Annotated in this window: 17 protein-coding genes; 6 read left to right on the forward strand and 11 right to left on the reverse strand. The window is 67.5% G+C overall.

Going from position 1 to position 15,209, the window contains the following annotated elements:
- Positions 1–31 precede the first annotated feature (31 nt).
- A complete protein-coding gene (locus tag MF407_RS12185) occupies positions 32–1,510 on the reverse strand; it encodes an NCS2 family permease (protein WP_239702434.1) in 1,479 nt (492 codons plus the stop codon).
- A 53-nt stretch (positions 1,511–1,563) separates the two neighbouring features.
- Here MF407_RS12185 and MF407_RS12190 point away from each other — a divergent pair, with 53 nt between their 5' ends.
- Positions 1,564–1,803: a DUF2530 domain-containing protein gene (locus MF407_RS12190; RefSeq protein ID WP_239702435.1), complete on the forward strand. Its 240-nt coding sequence runs from the start codon at positions 1,564–1,566 to the stop codon at positions 1,801–1,803.
- A 53-nt stretch (positions 1,804–1,856) separates the two neighbouring features.
- On the opposite strand, the gene MF407_RS12195 is transcribed toward MF407_RS12190, so the two are convergent.
- On the reverse strand, positions 1,857–2,504 hold the full coding sequence (locus MF407_RS12195; protein ID WP_239702436.1) for a response regulator transcription factor: 648 nt from the start codon (positions 2,502–2,504) through the stop codon (positions 1,857–1,859).
- Positions 2,482–3,834: a sensor domain-containing protein gene (locus MF407_RS12200; RefSeq protein ID WP_239702437.1), complete on the reverse strand. Its 1,353-nt coding sequence runs from the start codon at positions 3,832–3,834 to the stop codon at positions 2,482–2,484. Before MF407_RS12200 ends, MF407_RS12195 begins: the two co-directional genes overlap by 23 nt.
- A gap of 153 nt (positions 3,835–3,987) precedes the next feature.
- Here MF407_RS12200 and zwf point away from each other — a divergent pair, with 153 nt between their 5' ends.
- Positions 3,988–5,424: a glucose-6-phosphate dehydrogenase gene (gene zwf, locus MF407_RS12205; RefSeq protein WP_239702438.1), complete on the forward strand. Its 1,437-nt coding sequence runs from the start codon at positions 3,988–3,990 to the stop codon at positions 5,422–5,424.
- A 75-nt stretch (positions 5,425–5,499) separates the two neighbouring features.
- Here the strand turns inward: zwf and MF407_RS12210 are convergent, their stop codons facing one another.
- From MF407_RS12210 to MF407_RS12230, 5 genes are all read right to left on the reverse strand, one after another.
- Positions 5,500–6,297 carry a DUF3027 domain-containing protein gene (locus MF407_RS12210; protein WP_239702439.1) on the reverse strand — a complete coding sequence of 266 codons (798 nt, stop codon included), beginning with the start codon at positions 6,295–6,297 and terminating at the stop codon, positions 5,500–5,502.
- A complete protein-coding gene (locus MF407_RS12215; RefSeq protein ID WP_239702440.1) occupies positions 6,297–6,680 on the reverse strand; it encodes a cold shock domain-containing protein in 384 nt (127 codons plus the stop codon). Before MF407_RS12215 ends, MF407_RS12210 begins: the two co-directional genes overlap by 1 nt.
- A 133-nt stretch (positions 6,681–6,813) precedes the next feature.
- Positions 6,814–7,458 (reverse strand): hypothetical protein, encoded by a 645-nt coding sequence (locus tag MF407_RS12220; RefSeq protein WP_239702441.1) that lies wholly within the window; start codon positions 7,456–7,458, stop codon positions 6,814–6,816.
- Positions 7,459–7,607: 149 nt separating this feature from the next.
- The gene (locus tag MF407_RS12225) at positions 7,608–8,732 is read right to left on the reverse strand and encodes an ABC transporter permease (RefSeq protein WP_239702442.1); all 1,125 of its coding nucleotides are present in this window, start codon (positions 8,730–8,732) and stop codon (positions 7,608–7,610) included.
- Between the two features lie 97 nt (positions 8,733–8,829).
- Complete coding sequence (locus MF407_RS12230) at positions 8,830–9,732, reverse strand: ABC transporter ATP-binding protein (protein WP_239702443.1); 903 nt, start codon at positions 9,730–9,732, stop codon at positions 8,830–8,832.
- Between MF407_RS12230 and MF407_RS15655 the strand changes: the two genes are divergently transcribed.
- The gene (locus MF407_RS15655; protein ID WP_275578260.1) at positions 9,682–9,924 is read left to right on the forward strand and encodes an AraC family transcriptional regulator; all 243 of its coding nucleotides are present in this window, start codon (positions 9,682–9,684) and stop codon (positions 9,922–9,924) included. The genes MF407_RS12230 and MF407_RS15655 overlap by 51 nt on opposite strands.
- On the opposite strand, the gene MF407_RS12240 is transcribed toward MF407_RS15655, so the two are convergent.
- Complete coding sequence (locus tag MF407_RS12240; RefSeq protein ID WP_239702445.1) at positions 9,925–10,860, reverse strand: 1,4-dihydroxy-2-naphthoyl-CoA synthase; 936 nt, start codon at positions 10,858–10,860, stop codon at positions 9,925–9,927.
- A gap of 361 nt (positions 10,861–11,221) precedes the next feature.
- Between MF407_RS12240 and MF407_RS12245 the strand changes: the two genes are divergently transcribed.
- Both MF407_RS12245 and MF407_RS12250 read left to right on the forward strand, forming a co-directional pair.
- On the forward strand, positions 11,222–12,211 hold the full coding sequence (locus MF407_RS12245) for an o-succinylbenzoate synthase (RefSeq protein WP_239702446.1): 990 nt from the start codon (positions 11,222–11,224) through the stop codon (positions 12,209–12,211).
- Positions 12,211–12,402, forward strand: coding sequence for a hypothetical protein (locus MF407_RS12250; protein ID WP_239702447.1), 192 nt, complete (start codon positions 12,211–12,213; stop codon positions 12,400–12,402). Before MF407_RS12245 ends, MF407_RS12250 begins: the two co-directional genes overlap by 1 nt.
- Positions 12,403–12,440: 38 nt before the next feature.
- On the opposite strand, the gene MF407_RS12255 is transcribed toward MF407_RS12250, so the two are convergent.
- Both MF407_RS12255 and MF407_RS12260 read right to left on the reverse strand, forming a co-directional pair.
- Complete coding sequence (locus MF407_RS12255) at positions 12,441–13,229, reverse strand: inositol monophosphatase family protein (protein ID WP_239702448.1); 789 nt, start codon at positions 13,227–13,229, stop codon at positions 12,441–12,443.
- A gap of 25 nt (positions 13,230–13,254) precedes the next feature.
- On the reverse strand, positions 13,255–13,998 hold the full coding sequence (locus MF407_RS12260; RefSeq protein WP_239702449.1) for an SDR family NAD(P)-dependent oxidoreductase: 744 nt from the start codon (positions 13,996–13,998) through the stop codon (positions 13,255–13,257).
- A gap of 49 nt (positions 13,999–14,047) precedes the next feature.
- Here MF407_RS12260 and menE point away from each other — a divergent pair, with 49 nt between their 5' ends.
- Positions 14,048–15,178 (forward strand): o-succinylbenzoate--CoA ligase, encoded by a 1,131-nt coding sequence (gene menE, locus MF407_RS12265; protein WP_239702450.1) that lies wholly within the window; start codon positions 14,048–14,050, stop codon positions 15,176–15,178.
- Positions 15,179–15,209 lie beyond the last annotated feature (31 nt).

Raw genomic sequence — 15,209 nt, forward strand, 5'->3', positions numbered from 1 at the left:
GCCGCGTCCCTCATGACACTCGGTCGCGCGGTCAGTTGACCCCGAAGATCTGACGGATCGGGTCGATCGCGAAGTACAGGAAGAAGCAGAACGAGATGATCCACAGGATCACCGGGATCTCACGCCACTTGCCCTTGATGATCTTGATCAGCAGGTAGGCGAGCGTGCCCGCACCGATACCGACGGTGATCGAGTAGGTCAGCGGCATGAGCGCGATGGTCAGGAACGCCGGCAGCGCGATGTCGATGTCGCGCCAGTTGATCTCGCCGACCTCCTGCATCATCAGGAAGCCCACGAAGACCAGTGCCGGGGCGGCCGCCTCGTGCGGGATCACCTCGACCAACGGGGCGAGGAAGGTCGCGAACAGGAACAGGACGCCGGTGACGACGGACGCCAGGCCGGTGCGGGCACCGTCGCCGACGCCGGACGCCGATTCGATGTAGCCGGTGTTCGAGCTGACTCCGCCCAGACCGCCGGCGGCAGCTGCCACGGAGTCGACGACCAGGATCTTCTGGGTGTCGTGCGGGGCGCCGTCCTCGTCCAGCAGGTCACCCTTCGCCCCGATGGCGGTCATCGTGCCCATGGTGTCGAAGAAGTCGGCGAGGATCAGCGAGAAGATGATCAGCGCGGCCGCGATGACACCGATCTTGGCGAAGCCGCCGAACATGTCGACCTGACCGACGAGCGAGAAGTCCGGTGTCGAGACGACCTGGTCCGGAACGGCCGGGACGTTCAGCGACCAGGTGCGGTCGTTGGTCGGCTTGCCGTCGACGGAGCGGGGGCCGATGTTGGCGATCGACTCGATGATGATCGCCAGGACGGTGGCCGAGACGATCGCGATCAACAGCGCGCCGGTCACCTTGCGGACGTAGAGGGCGAGCAGCAGCAGGAACCCGACGATGAACACGACGATCGGCCAACCCTGCAGGCGCCCGTCGATGCCGAGCTGAACGGGCGTACCGGCGCCGGCGCGCGAGAAGCCCGCGTCGAACAGGCCGATGAAAGCGATGAACAGTCCGATACCGACCGAGATCGCGGTCTTCATCTGTCCCGGCAGGGCTCGGAACGCCGCGACCCGGAAGCCGGAGATGACCAGCAGGAGGATGAGGATGCCTTCCCAGACGACCAACCCCATCGCTGCTTTCCAGGTCATGTCGGGAAGCGCCGCGACACCGAACGCGACGAACGCGTTGAGCCCGAGGCCTGCGGCGATCGACATCGGGAAGTTCGCGACCACGCCCATCAGGATCGACATGACTCCGGCGACCAGGGCGGTGCACGCGGCGACCATCGCCAGGTTCGGAGCCGAGCCGCCACCGAGGAACTGGCCGGTTCCGTCCTTGACCGTGCCGATGATCAACGGGTTCAGCGCGATGATGTACGCCATCGTGAAGAAGGTGACGAATCCTCCCCGCACCTCCCGGGCAAGCGTCGAACCTCTTTCGGAGATCTTGAAGTAGCGGTCGAAGCCGCTGACCGGGGCGGGTTTCACGGGGGTGTTGGTCGACATGCCCGCGAGACTAGGCCCGGGCGCCGGTCCGCGTCACCGGTACGCTGCTAATCGTGACCCACGACGCATCCGACGAGCCGATCGCGGTCGAACCGATGCGGGTCGACATGAACAAGGTGACCCTCGGCGGAGTGGCCGTCTGGACCGTCGCCCTGATCGTCATTCTCGTGGTGCCGAGTCTGCGCTCCGGCGAGCGCAGCTGGTGGCCCTGGACGCCGGTGTTCGGCATCGCACTCGGCCTGATCGGCTACTTCTACGTGCGCCGCGGACGCGGCAACGCGTCCGCCGCCTGATCCGTCCCTCGCTTTCGTGGGGTCACGTTTCAGGCGGTTTCGTTGACCGAAGGTCAGTCGGACCCGCGCAGGTAAGCCAACACAGCGAGCACCCGTCGGTGCCCGGCCGAGTCGTCCGGCGACAGACCGAGCTTGGCGAAGATCCGCTGGGTGTGTTTTTCCACCGCTCCCCCGGTGACGAACAACCGCCCCGCGATCGAACCGTTCGAGAGCCCCTGCGCCATCAGTTCGAGCACCTCTCGTTCACGCGGGGTCAGCGACTGGACAGGGTCCTTCGCCCGCACCATGAGCTGCGAGACGACGTCCGGGTCGAGGACGGTGCCGCCTGCGGCGACCTGGTCGATCGCGGCGAGGAACTCGTCGATGTCGCCGATGCGGTCCTTGAGCAGGTATCCGACGCCGGCCGCTCCGGACACCAGCAACTGATCGGCGTACGCCTGCACGACGTACTGCGACAGGACGACGATTCGGGCGTCCGGCCACGCCTGTCGGATCTCGACCGCAGCACGCAGACCGTCATCCGAACCTGTGGGCGGCATCCGGACGTCGGTGATCACCAGATCGGGACGCTCCCGCAACGCCGCCTCGACGAGGGTCGGTGCGTCGCCGACGCCGGCCACGACCTGGTGACCGGCATCGGTGAGGATCAGCTGGACGCCCTCACGCAGCAGCGTCGAGTCATCGGCGAGCACGATCCGCATCAGTACACCTTCGTCCGTGGGGAATGAGAGCCAGCAGTGTGGTCGGGCCACCCGTGGGTGAGTCCACCGACAGCCTGCCGTCCACGGAACGCAGCCGCTCGGCCAGCCCCCGTAGGCCGCTGCCCTTGGCCAGGTCGGCGCCGCCGACACCGTCGTCCGTCACGGCGACGACGAGTTCATGGTCGTCGACGGTCAGTTCGACGTAGGCGTTGCGAGCGCCGCTGTGCTTGGCGACATTCGTGAGTGCCTCGCTGATCACGTAATAGGCGGCCTGTTCCACGTGCGACGGCAGGACGCCGCGCTCCTCGGGAAGGTTCGTGGTCAGTGAGACCGAAACGGTGGGACGAGCGGCTGCCTGGCGCACCGCGGCGACGAGTCCGAGCTCGGTGAGGGTGGGTGGAGCGATACCGCGGGACAGCGCTCGCAGTTCCTCCAGCGTGTCCTGCGTGCTGACGATTGCAGCCCGGATCGATTCTGCCGCAGGTGAATCCGAGCCCAACTGTCGTTCGATGCGGGCGAGGTCGACCTTCAGACGGACCAACCGCTGCTGCGGTCCGTCGTGGATGTCACGCTCGAGACGAGCCAGCTGATCGGTCTCGGCCGACCGCCCGGCGTCGCGGCTGGAGCGCAACTGTTCGATGACCTGCTGCTGCGACCGACTGGACAAGATGGCGCGGGAGGCGAGGCTCTGCAGATGCGCCAGACCGACCGTCACGTAGGGCGCGATCATCAGCAGCAGGATCCCGAAGACGACTTCGACCACCGCCTGAGCTCCGTAGGAGGTGAACCCGAAGATCAACCCCGCGAGCGACCCGCTGCCGTCCTCCGGCAACGCCCAGCCCCACGCCGGCCAGAACACGAGGCCGATGACGCTGCCCCACAGGGTGACCAGGATGATCCAGGTGATCGTCGAGATCACCCAGCCGACCGCGGACCACACCGCGTCCAGCCAACGCTGCGGGTCGCGCACCAGCGTCCACGCCTTGGCGACCATCGAATCGCCCTGGCGCAGTGGGTAGTACGCACCATGGGCGTCGTCCACACCCTGGAACCGGCGCAGCAGGCGCCGCTCGGTCTGTGCCGCCCAGGACGCGACGAGCAGCGCCACCGGGACGGCGACCGGCGCCAGGACGACGCTGCTGACCATTCCGAAAAACATGCACGCGAGCGCGAACGCCAGCAGCGCGACCGGCCAGGACAGGAACAGGTACGCCGCGTCACCGGGAAGACGGCGCAGCACGTCGCGAGGGGTCGGAATCCGCTGACGAGTCTGGTGCGTCGTCGACATGAGTGTCTTCTCGGCCGAGGTCGGTAACTGTGTCGTCATCATGTCATCGACGCTATGGACCGCCGAGCGGCGACGACATCCCGTGCTCTGGCCAACGCTGTGTCGGGGCAGCCCGACACCTCCAAGGAACGCAGCGACGCATTTCACCTGCTGCGGGCTCGCGACAGCCACGCCGGGAGAGGCAGACTGGGCGGCATGTCGGAACGGCCCACAACCATCGTCCTGTTCGGAGCCACCGGAGACCTCGCCCGCCGCAAGCTGCTGCCCGGCCTGCTGCACCTGTGGGGCAGCGGACTGCTCAACGATGTGCGCCTCGTCGGCACCTCGCTCGATGACCACACGCGGGAGAGTTTCGTCGAGTTCGCGCAGCGGGCGATCGCCGAGTTCTCCTCCCGCAAGGAGGCGCAGAGGGACTTCCAGGAGTTTGCGAAGAGGCTCTACTTCGTGCGCAGCGATGCCGGCCCGGAAGCGTTGAAAGCCGTTGTCGCAGAAGCGGAAAAGGGGTACGACGGCGACTCGCGCCCGCGTCGACTGCACTACCTGAGCGTCCCGCCGAAGGCTGCGCTCTCGGTGATCCAGACGCTCGCCGCCGCCGATCTTGCGGCGTACAGCCGCGTGGTGATGGAGAAGCCGTTCGGCACCGACCTCGCGACGGCGGTGGAGTTGAACAAGAAGCTGCACGAGGTGTTCGCCGAGGAACAGATCTTCCGCATTGACCACTTCCTGGGCAAGGAGGCGGCGCTCAACATCCTGGCTTTCCGGTTCGCCAACGGGTTGTTCGAGCCGATCTGGCACCGCAACCACATCGACCACATCCAGATCGATGTGCCCGAGACCCTCGGCCTGGAAACCCGCGCGGCGTTCTACGAGGCGACCGGTGCGTACCGCGACATGGTCGTCACCCACCTGTTCCAGGTGCTCGCCTTCACCGCGATGGAGCCGCCGACGTCACTGGAACCGCAGGCCATCACCGAGGAGAAGAACAAGGTCTTCCGGTCGATGATGCCGATCCAGCCCGAGAACGTCGTGCGCGGTCAGTTCCAGGGGTACCGCGATCTGGACGGGGTGGCCCCCGAATCGGAGACCGAGACCTTCATCGCGCTCAAGTGCTACATCGACAACTGGCGCTGGGCCGGCGTCCCGTTCTACCTGCGCACCGGCAAGCGCCTGGCGCAGGGCCAGCGCATCATCTCGATCGCGTTCAAGGAGCCGCCGAAGTCGATGTTCCCGGCCGGCTCCGGAGTGAGCCAGCACGGCCCCGACCACCTGACCTTCGACTTGGCCGACCAATCGCGAATGTCGTTGTCGTTCTATGGAAAACGACCCGGTACCGGCTTCCGTCTGAACAAGCACTCGATGCAGTTCGCGATGCAGGAGTCGACCGGTTCGGCGGCAGCACTGGAGGCCTACGAGCGTCTGATCTACGACGCTGTGCGCGGCGACCACACGCTGTTCACGACGTCCGAGGGCATCGAACGTCTCTGGGAGGTCAGCCAGCCGCTGCTGGACAACCCACCCCCGGTGCGCCCCTACGGGCAGGGCAGTTGGGGTCCGAACCAGATCCACCAACTGGTCGCACCCACTGCGTGGCGCCTGCCGTTCGAGCGGGAGTGGCGCGAGCCGACCGCCTGACTCGAGGCGGACCAGCAACGAGCAAGGGCGACCTGGAATCCCAGGTCGCCCTTCTCAGGTGAATCTGCGTGCTGCTCAGCCCTGTTCGACATCAACGGCGAAGTCGTCGAGCACGGGCGGCTCGATCTTCTCCGGTGTCGGGGCCTCTTCGTGGATCTCGCTGTGGGCACCGCACCCGTGGTCGAGGGAGACGACGGTGCCGTCGCTCGGCGACCATTCGTTGGTGCAGACACCGAAGGAGCGACGCAGCGCGCCGGCCATCGGCAGGAAGTAACCGCATCCGCTGCAGTTGCCCTTTGCCTGTGCCGCGACCGCGGCGCGCGGGCCGTGCTCGCCGTCGTACCAGCGGGTGGCAGCAGCCTCGCGTCCTTCACGCGACAGCACGCGCGGACGTCCCAGGCCGAGTTCGAAGAACGCCATGTGGTCGACGTCCTCGTCGCCCGTCGCCTCGAAGCCGGGCTCGAGGTTGGGGTCGTCGGCGATGTAGGGCATGACATCACCCGGGCCGACATCACCGGGGGCCAGGCGCTCGGCGTAGGGCAGCCACTCGGGCGCCAGCACCGCGTCGTCGCCGGGCAGCAGGTTGGTCTCGCAGACGGTCGCGACCTTCGCCCGCGGCGCACGAGCGACCGCGATCGCCCAGCGCCACCCGCGGTAGCCCTTGTTGGTGCAGGTGAAGTAATGCATCGCCAGACGCTCGCCGAGCATGACCGCGCCCTCGTGATCGCCGACCGTGTTCGGGGTCGCGATCGAGACGGCTGCTTCACGGGCGAGGTCGACGGCGTCGAACAGCACCTTGTCCGGCTTCGGCGCGGCGCTCTTGCGGGCCGTGCGGCGCGGGGCCGCTGTCCTGGTCGTGGTGTCGGCCGGCATCAGACGTCCAGGTTGTCCGCGACGGCGCGCAGCACCGAGGCGACCTTCGCCGAGTGGGAGCTGTCGGGGTAGCGGCCCTTGCGCAGACCGTTGCCGACACCGTCGAGCAGTTTGATGAGGTCCTCGACGATGATCGCCATGTCGTCGGCCGGCTTGCGGTGACGGGCTGCCAGCGACGGCGCCGGGTCGAGCAGGGTGACAGTCATCGCCTGCGCACCACGTCGCCCTTCGACGATGGAGTACTCCAGGCGGGTGCCGCTCTTCAGGGTGCTCGTGCCGGCGGGCAGGGCACTGGAGGGCAGGAATACATCCTTGCCGTCGTCGCCGGAGACGAATCCGAACCCCTTGTCCGCGTCGAAGAACTTCACTTTGCCGCTGGGCACGTCACACCTGCTTGCTGATCAGTCTTGGAAAATGCGTCGCCTGCGGGCGCGCAGGGCCGACGGCCAAAGGTTAACGCGTCCGGCGCCTTTCCTCCGAACCCGATTCACCGTCGCCGGACGGACGAACGGCGGGTCACCAGCGCGGCTGGTTGTTCCACTGGCCCATCTGCTGCTGCATGCGGAACTGCGAGCGCTCCTTGCCGGAGTTGACCAGCTTGACGATGCCGATGATCAGCATGATGAGGCCGAGGATCCCGATGATGGTGGCGCCGATGAGGCCGCCGCCGATCCCCCAGGCAGCCTTCGTGGCGGCTTCACTGGCCTGGTCGCCGTCCGGCACGATGGCCGAGGCGCTGCCGCAGTCGACGGCGTGATCGCCCGCCTCCTGGGCGGTGAAGCTACCGGCCGAGCCGTAGCGGCCGCCGTCGCGCGTCCAGCTGGTGTTGCCGGTCGCGCTCGACACCGGCACGTCGGCACCGGACGGCGAGGTGACCTTGCACGCGGGCACGGACTCGCCGAGGGTGGAGTCGGTCTCGATGCCGGAGTCGGACGACGACGCACCGACGTAGGCGTAGATGTCGCGGGTCTGTCCGACCGACATGGCGACGCTCCCACCGCTGGTGACCATCGGGGCCGACTGCACCAGGTCGACGGCACCCTTCACCCCGAACACGGTGCCGACGACGAACGCCGCCGGAGCGAGCACCAGCATCATCACGGCGCCCACGATGGTGAGGGCAAGACCTCGGCGCTTGGGTTCTCCGGCGTAGTTAGACATGACTTCCTCCCTGGTCGCATCGGGGCAACTCTGTGCCCTGCGGTCGGACGCGACAGTGGCGAATCCGTTCCGCGAAACCAGCCTAAGCTGCGCGCTCCCCGACGCCGGGACCTACTCGGTGGGAGTGCGGCGCCTGCGACGTCGATGTCTCAGTCCTCCCAGCGAAAGATCTTCGCTGCGATGAGCGTGAAGACGGCGGCGAAGGCGAGCAGGATCGCCATCGGCATCAGCGCGGCGGTCGGTCCCTCGCCACGCACCATAACGTCCAACATTCCTTCGGTGAGGTGACCCATCGGCAGGAAGTTCGCAACGGTCTTGAGCCATGCCGGCGCGAAGTCGAGCGGAATGAACGCTCCGCCGAGGAAGGACATCGGCAGGACGATGAGGTTTGCGAGGCCGGACGCCGCCTCCTCGCTCTTGGAGACCGAACCGGCGATCAGTCCGATCGCCATGAACACAAGCATTCCGCACAGCGCGAGCGGCAGCGCCATGTACCAGGAACCGGTCAGCTTCAGGCCGAACACCGCCATGGCGACCGCGATGAAGAGCACGAACTGCAGCACCGCGATGACCATCGAGACCACGACACGGGAGGCCACGAGGTCCCAGGTGTTCGTCGGGGTCAGCCGCATCCGGCGCAGCAGCTTGGTCTTGCGCCAGTTGACCAGGGTCATGGCGCCGCCGAACGTGCCACCCATCGCGAGCGCGAACCCGAGCAGGCCGGGGGTGAGGTACTGGATCGGTTTGAGTGAGGCGTCCTCGACCGGCTGAGCCTGCAGCGACACAGCTGGTTTCACGCCGGCGATCGCTAGGTTCGACCGGTCGACGAACGAACTCACCGTGCCCTGGACGGTGGCGGCCCGCACCTGGTCGGCGCTGGAGTAGTGCAGCACCAGACCGCCACCGGTCTGTTCGAGGACGGCGTCGGTGTCGCCCTTCTTCAGCTTGGCCAGAGCGGCATCACGATCGGAAGTCTTGGTGACATCGAACAGTTCGTCCCACTGCTTCTTGGCGTCGGCCGGCATACGGTCGACGAACTGCACCGAACCGACCTGCGTCATCTCGGTCTTGGGGGCGTCACCGGACGAACCGTTCAGCACCCCGAACAGCAGCAGGAAGGCCAGCGGGAACGCCAGCATCCAGAACAGGATCTGCTTGTCGCGGATGAACGCCTTCCACTGCGCCCGAGCCAGCGTGGCGAAACCCTTGGGCTTGCCCAGCTGGGTGCGGCCGGTCTGTTCGGGAGCCAGAGTCTCCTCGGTGGTGTGACTCATGAGCAGCACTCCCTTTCTCCGGTCACTCCACCATCGGTGCCGGGGCCCCCGCGAAGTATCGGAGCGAGGTACGAGCGGAGAACTTCGTGGGGTGAGTTCACGCGCGGTACTCCCGTCCGGTGAGTTCGAGGAAGACGTCCTCGAGGCTGGCTCCGCTGACCCCGACGCCGGCGAGTGCCTTGCGTTCGGCGAGGGCGGTGAGCACGGGCGCCGGATCGTCGGTGATCATCGTGAGGGATTCACCGGTGTCCTCGACCGAGTGGACACCACCGATCGCGGCCGCATCCGGAACGGACATGAGGTCGCGGTCGATGGTGATCTTGTGCGGCGCGTTGATGTGCGCGATGAGAGCGCGTGGGCTGTCGACGGTGAGGATGCGTCCGTGGTCCATGATCGCCACCTGGTCGCACAGCGACTGCGCCTCGTCCATGTAGTGCGTGGTGAGGACGACGGTGCGGCCCTCGGCGTTGATGCCGCGCAGGGCGTCCCAGAGGTTGCGGCGTGCTTGTGGGTCGAGCGCTGCGGTCGGTTCGTCGAGGAAGACGACCTGCGGGTCGTGCACCAGAGCGCAGGCGATGGACAGCCGCTGGGACTGGCCACCCGACAGGTCCTCGGTGAGCGTGCCCGCCTTCTGCGTCAGACCGAACTGCTCGAGCAGAGCGTCGCAGCGCGACTCGGGTGCACCGTACAGATCGGCGAACGCCCGGATCTGTTCTCTTGCAGTCAGTTTCGGGAAGAAAGCGGCCGACTGGAACTGGACGCCGATCTTGGTGAGGATCTCCTTGTTGCGCGGCCACACCTCCACCCCGGCGATGCGCGCCGTCCCGGCGTCCGGCTTGCGGATGCCCTCGATGATCTCCAGCAGTGTGGTCTTCCCGGCACCGTTCGGGCCGAGAATGCCGAAGAAGGATCCTTCCTCGACGGTCAGGTCGACGTTGTCGACGGCTTGATGATCTCCGTACCTCTTGGACAGGCCTGTGGCTTCGATGATCTTCCCCATGTCAACACCCTAGGAGAACTGTGCGGCACGGGGTGGCGCCTGGGCTTCGCGGCCGACCTGCTGCACGAACCATCGATGACGATCGCAGCGATCGGCCGACGGGTCGGCTATGCGAGCCCGTACAGCCTCAGCGCCGCATTCAAGAAGGAGTACGGCGTGAGCCCGCAGCACTACCGGGAGTCGCGGGATTGATCAGAAGTACCAGGGGAACGGCGACCAGTCCGGGTCGCGCTTCTCCAGGAACTGGTCGCGCCCCTCGACGGCCTCGTCGGTCATGTAGGCCAGCCGGGTCGCTTCACCGGCGAACACCTGCTGGCCCATCAGACCGTCGTCGGTGAGGTTGAACGCGAACTTCAACATCCGTTGTGCCTGAGGCGATTTGCCCATGATCTCGCGGGCCGCCTGGAGCGCTTCGTCCTCGAGTTCGGCGTGGTCGGCGACGATGTTGACCGCGCCCATGCGGTGCATGTCCTCGGCGCTGTAGGGCCTGCCGAGGAAGAAGATCTCGCGGGCGAACTTCTGGCCGACCATCTTGGCCAGGTACGCCGAACCGTAGCCGGCGTCGAAGGAGCCGACGTCGGCGTCCGTCTGCTTGAAGCGGGCGTGCTCACGGGAAGCGATCGTCAGGTCGCAGACGACGTGCAGCGAGTGACCGCCGCCGGCCGCCCAGCCGCCGACGACCGCGATGACGATCTTGGGCATGGTGCGGATCAGCCGTTGGACCTCGAGGATGTGCAGGCGTCCGCCCTCGGCCTTCACCCGGCGCTCGTCGACGGTTTCGGCGGTCTCGCCGTCCGCGTACTGATAGCCCGAACGTCCGCGGATGCGCTGGTCACCGCCGGAGCAGAACGACCATTTGCCGGCGGCACCGGATCCCTGCGGTCCGGGCCCGTTGCCGGTCAGCAGGACGACGCCGACGTCCGCGGTGCGGCGTGCGTGGTCGAGAGCCCGGTACAGCTCATCGACGGTGTGCGGCCGGAACGCGTTCAGCACCTCCGGACGGTCGAACGCGATGCGCACGCAACCGAGGTCCTTCGCGCGGTGGTAGGTGATGTCGGTGAAGTCGAACCCGTCGACCGGCTCCCACAGTTCGGGACGGAAGGGGTTGGCGCTGGTCTGCTCACTCACCCGACCGACCCTAGTCATCCCGGTCACCGACGGCGGCTGCGCCTCACGTACAGGCCGGCGCCGGCGAACAGGATGTTGCCGGCCACGACTGCGGAGAGCGACAGAGGGCGTCGACCATCACGCTAGTCCTGTTCGAGCATGACGTGCGTGGGTTAGTCCGGGTCCAGGACGATCGACCATGCCCCGATGACGTTGGGGGTGACCTTGAAACAGAACCAGACCCCACAGCGCGCCCGCCGCGACGAAGACCGCCCACGCACCGCGACGATCAGATCGCCAGTGCACGAACCGTGCGGGCGTACCGATGACTGTGCGGCTGCCTCCCTGTTCACGCATGCCGCGATGTTGTCATGATGATGAGGTGAACCTTCCGGGCCCCGACGACCTCATCGCGGCACTGCACGTCGTGTCACTCCCGCTCAACACACGGTTCCGCGGGGTCGACCACCGTGAGGTCGCGCTGTTCGACGGGCCTTCCGGGTGGGGCGAGTTCGGTCCGTTCTTGGAGTACGCGCCCGAGGAATCATCCAGGTGGCTGGCTGCGGCGATCGAAACGGGCTGGCACGGATTCCCTGAGGCGGTACGCGATTCGGTACCAGTCAACGCGACCGTTCCCGCCGTCGCCGACCACGAGGTGGAGTACGTGCTGGCGCGGTACGACGGATGCCGCACCGCGAAGGTCAAGGTCGCCGAACGCGGTCAGTCACTGACCGACGACCTGGCCCGCGTCGCTGCGACCCGCGTGGCGATGGGTCCGGACGCCCGCATCCGGGTCGACGCCAACGGCGGCTGGACGGTGGACGACGCCCTGGACGCGATCGCCCAGCTCGCCCCGTACGGCCTGGAGTACGTGGAGCAGCCCTGCACCCGGGTCGAGGACCTCGCCGCTCTGCGAGTGGCGTTGGCCCGCAACGGGATCGACGTCCTGGTCGCAGCGGACGAGTCGATTCGCAAGGCCGAGGATCCGTTCCGGGTCAAGGAACTGGACGCTGCCGACGTCGCGGTCGTGAAGGTCGCCCCGCTGGGCGGCGTCCGGAACGCCCTCCGGATCGCCGAACAGATCGACCTGCCCGTCGTCGTGTCGTCGGCGCTCGAGAGCAGTGTCGGCATGTCGGCGGGAGTCGCATTCGCAGCCGCGCTTCCGGACCTGCCGTTCGCGTGCGGCCTGGGAACGATCGAACTGTTCGACGCAGACGTGGTCACCGATTCGGTTGTGCCACACGATGGTTCGCTGTCCGTCCGGACAGTCACTCCGGAGCCGGAACTGCTCGACCGGTGGGCGGCGTCTCCCGACCGCATCCAGTGGTGGAAGCGACGCGTCCAGGACGCCTACGCTCATCTGCCCCGCTGATGGCCCGCTCGCGCAAGGCGAAGGTCGCCGACGTCCACGAGATTGCCGCCGGCATGCCGCACTCGACCTGCACCGACGCCCGCGTCTACCAGGTGGGCGGAAAGTCGTTCGTCTTCTTCCGCACCGAACGTCGGGACGCCGTCGACCCCTGGACCGGCGAACCCTACGACGAGCAACCCGAAAGTCCGTAAGAAGGGCGCGTTGACCCGCGCGTTCTGCGGACTTTCGGTCAGGCGGTCGCGGCCGAGTGCCTGGTGAGTTCGGAGCGCACCCGGTCGAAGGTGGTGCGATCGCCGGCCGCGAGGAGCGGGGTCTGCAAAGAGGTCGGGTCGTAGGGCGAACCGTCCGCATACCCGACGGTTCCTCCGGTCTCGGCCAGCAGCAGCGAGCCGGGCGCGTGGTCCCAGGGCATCGAGCCGCCGTACAGCAGGAAGTCGGCGTCACCGGCCGCCAGATGCGGGTAGTCGACTCCGCAGCAGACCCACGACAGCTTCAGCGGCGGCAGGTCACCGATCTGCTCGTTCAGCAGCGAGCGTCGGGACGTGTGTCCGGAAAGCGTCTCCTGGTTGCGTTCCACCGATTCCAGTCGAGTGCCGTTGCGGAAGGCTCCCGCCCCGCGCTCGGCGACGTACGCCGTCTGGTATTCCGGCTGCCAGATGATCCCGCGCACCACCTCGCGTCCATGCATCTCGGCGACCATCAACGCGTGATCGGGAGAACCGTTGACGAAGTTCTTCGTGCCGTCGATCGGGTCGACCGTGAACCAGTGATCTGCGTCCGGGGTGCGCTTGAGGATCGACGGGTCGGCCGCGACGGCTTCCTCGCCGACGATCAACGCGTCCGGGTAGGCGTCCGTGAGGCGGGCGGCGATCGCCAGTTCCGACTCGCGGTCGGCGACGGTCACCAGGTCGCCCGGGTTCTTCTCCATCACCTCGTGCGCGGCGAGGGATCTGAATCGAGGGGTGACGATCTCGGCGGCGACTTCCTGCAACAGGCCCAGCAACTGGTCGTTGTCCACGCAGCCATTGTGCCGGTCGGCAGGATCAGCCGGTGCGGTGGACCTTGTGCGCAGCCGCCTGCGCCCGCGGGCGGACGACGAGTTGGTCGATGTTCACGTGCTCGGGCAGGGATGCGACCCATGCGACGGTGTCGGCGATGTCGTCCTGCGACAGCGGTGCCTCGACCCCGTCGTAGACCGCTTCGGCCTTCGCCGCGTCGCCGTGGAAACGGACAAGCGAGAACTCGTCCGACTTGACCATGCCCGGATCGATCTCGCAAACCCGCACCGGCTGGTCGACCAGCTCCAGGCGCAGCGCCATCATCAGCGAGCGAACGGCGGCCTTCACACCGCAGTAGCCGGCGCCGCCCTCGTACGCGACCAGCCCGGCCACCGAGCCGATGATGATGATCGCGCCGTGCGCGTTCTTCAGAGCCGGCAACAGGGCCTGGATGGACGCAGCCACGCCGATCACGTTGGTGTCGTACATCGCCCGCCACTCCTCGAGCTTGGCGTCGGCGACATGCTCGGTACCGATCGCTCCGCCGGCGTTGGCGACGAGGACGTCGAGCCGGTCGCCGACCTCGTCGGCCAATCGCTCGATGTCCTCGGGCTCGGTCACGTCACAGGTGACGGCTCGGCCGCCGATCTGCGCCGCGAGTTCCTCGATGCGCTCGGTCCGGCGCGCCGCGCAGATCACCTCGAACCCGTCCGCCGCGAGCCGTCGGGCCGTCGCCCGTCCGATGCCGCTGCTCGCCCCGGTCACCACTGCCACTCGCTTGTCAACCATGGGCACAGGCTAGGGATGAGCGGCGGGACGCGGGTCGTAGGGTCGGACCGTGACCCGCCTCCTCCCGTTCGTCGTCGATCCACGCGACTTGCGCAACTACCGGCGAGCGCTGCACGAGGCGTTGAACGGCGGGGACGCGATCGCGCCACTGACGGACGCCGGTGCACCCGAGGAGACCGACGTACCGGCCGGGGTCGCCCTTGTGGTCTCGACCAGCGGCTCCACCGGACGACCCAAGCGAGCGATGCTCACCGCCGACAACCTGCGCGCCAGTGCGACCGCGACACACGAACGGCTGGGCGGCCCTGGCCAATGGCTGCTGCCGATGCCGCCGCAACACATCGCCGGTACCCAGGTGCTGATCCGCTCAATCGTGGCCGGCACCGAACCTGTCGGTCTCGGAAGGTTCGGTACCGACGAATTCGTCCGCGCCACAGCCGAACTGACCGGCGACCGCCGATACACCTCGCTCGTGCCGACCCAACTGGTCCGGCTGCTGGACAGCGACGCCCTGACGGCACTGCGCTCCTACGACGCGATCCTGCTCGGCGGCGCGGCGAGCGCACCGGCGCTGCTGCACCGAGCCGCTGATGCCGGCGTCCGCGTGCACACGACGTACGGGATGAGTGAGACCGCCGGCGGGTGTGTGTACGACGGAGTCCCGCTCGAGGGCACCACTGTCGAACTGAACGACGACCGAATCACCCTGCGCGGCAACACCGTTGCCCTCGGCTACTTGGGTGAACCCGAACTCACGACCGAGGTCTTCGACGCCGAGGGTGGCTTCCGCACCGGGGACCTCGGCCGGTTCGTCGACGGCCGCCTGCAGGTGCTCGGACGCGCCGACGACCTCATCAACACCGGCGGTATGAAGGTCGCACCGCGCCTCGTCGAGGACGCGTTGTCCCACCTTCCACAGGTCCGGGAAAGCGTCGTGCTCGGCACCGATCACCCCGAATGGGGGCAGGTCGTCAGCGCGGCCGTGGTCGCCCGTTCGCCGATCACGCTCGCCGGTATCCGTGAAACCCTCGCCGCGAACCTGCCCCCGTACGCCCTCCCCCGACGCCTGCTCGTGCTCGACGAACTTCCCCTGCGCGGCCCCGGCAAGCCCGACCGCCTGGCGCTGCGGACCTCCGATCAGTGGCAAGATTGGATGACCCCTGCCGTCGCCGAACCCTGATTCGGCCTGCCCTCCTGGAGCACGCACCGCC

Origin of the sequence: Yimella sp. NH-Cas1 (assembly GCF_022359705.1) — a bacterium.
Lineage (GTDB): Bacteria > Actinomycetota > Actinomycetes > Actinomycetales > Dermatophilaceae > Yimella > Yimella lutea.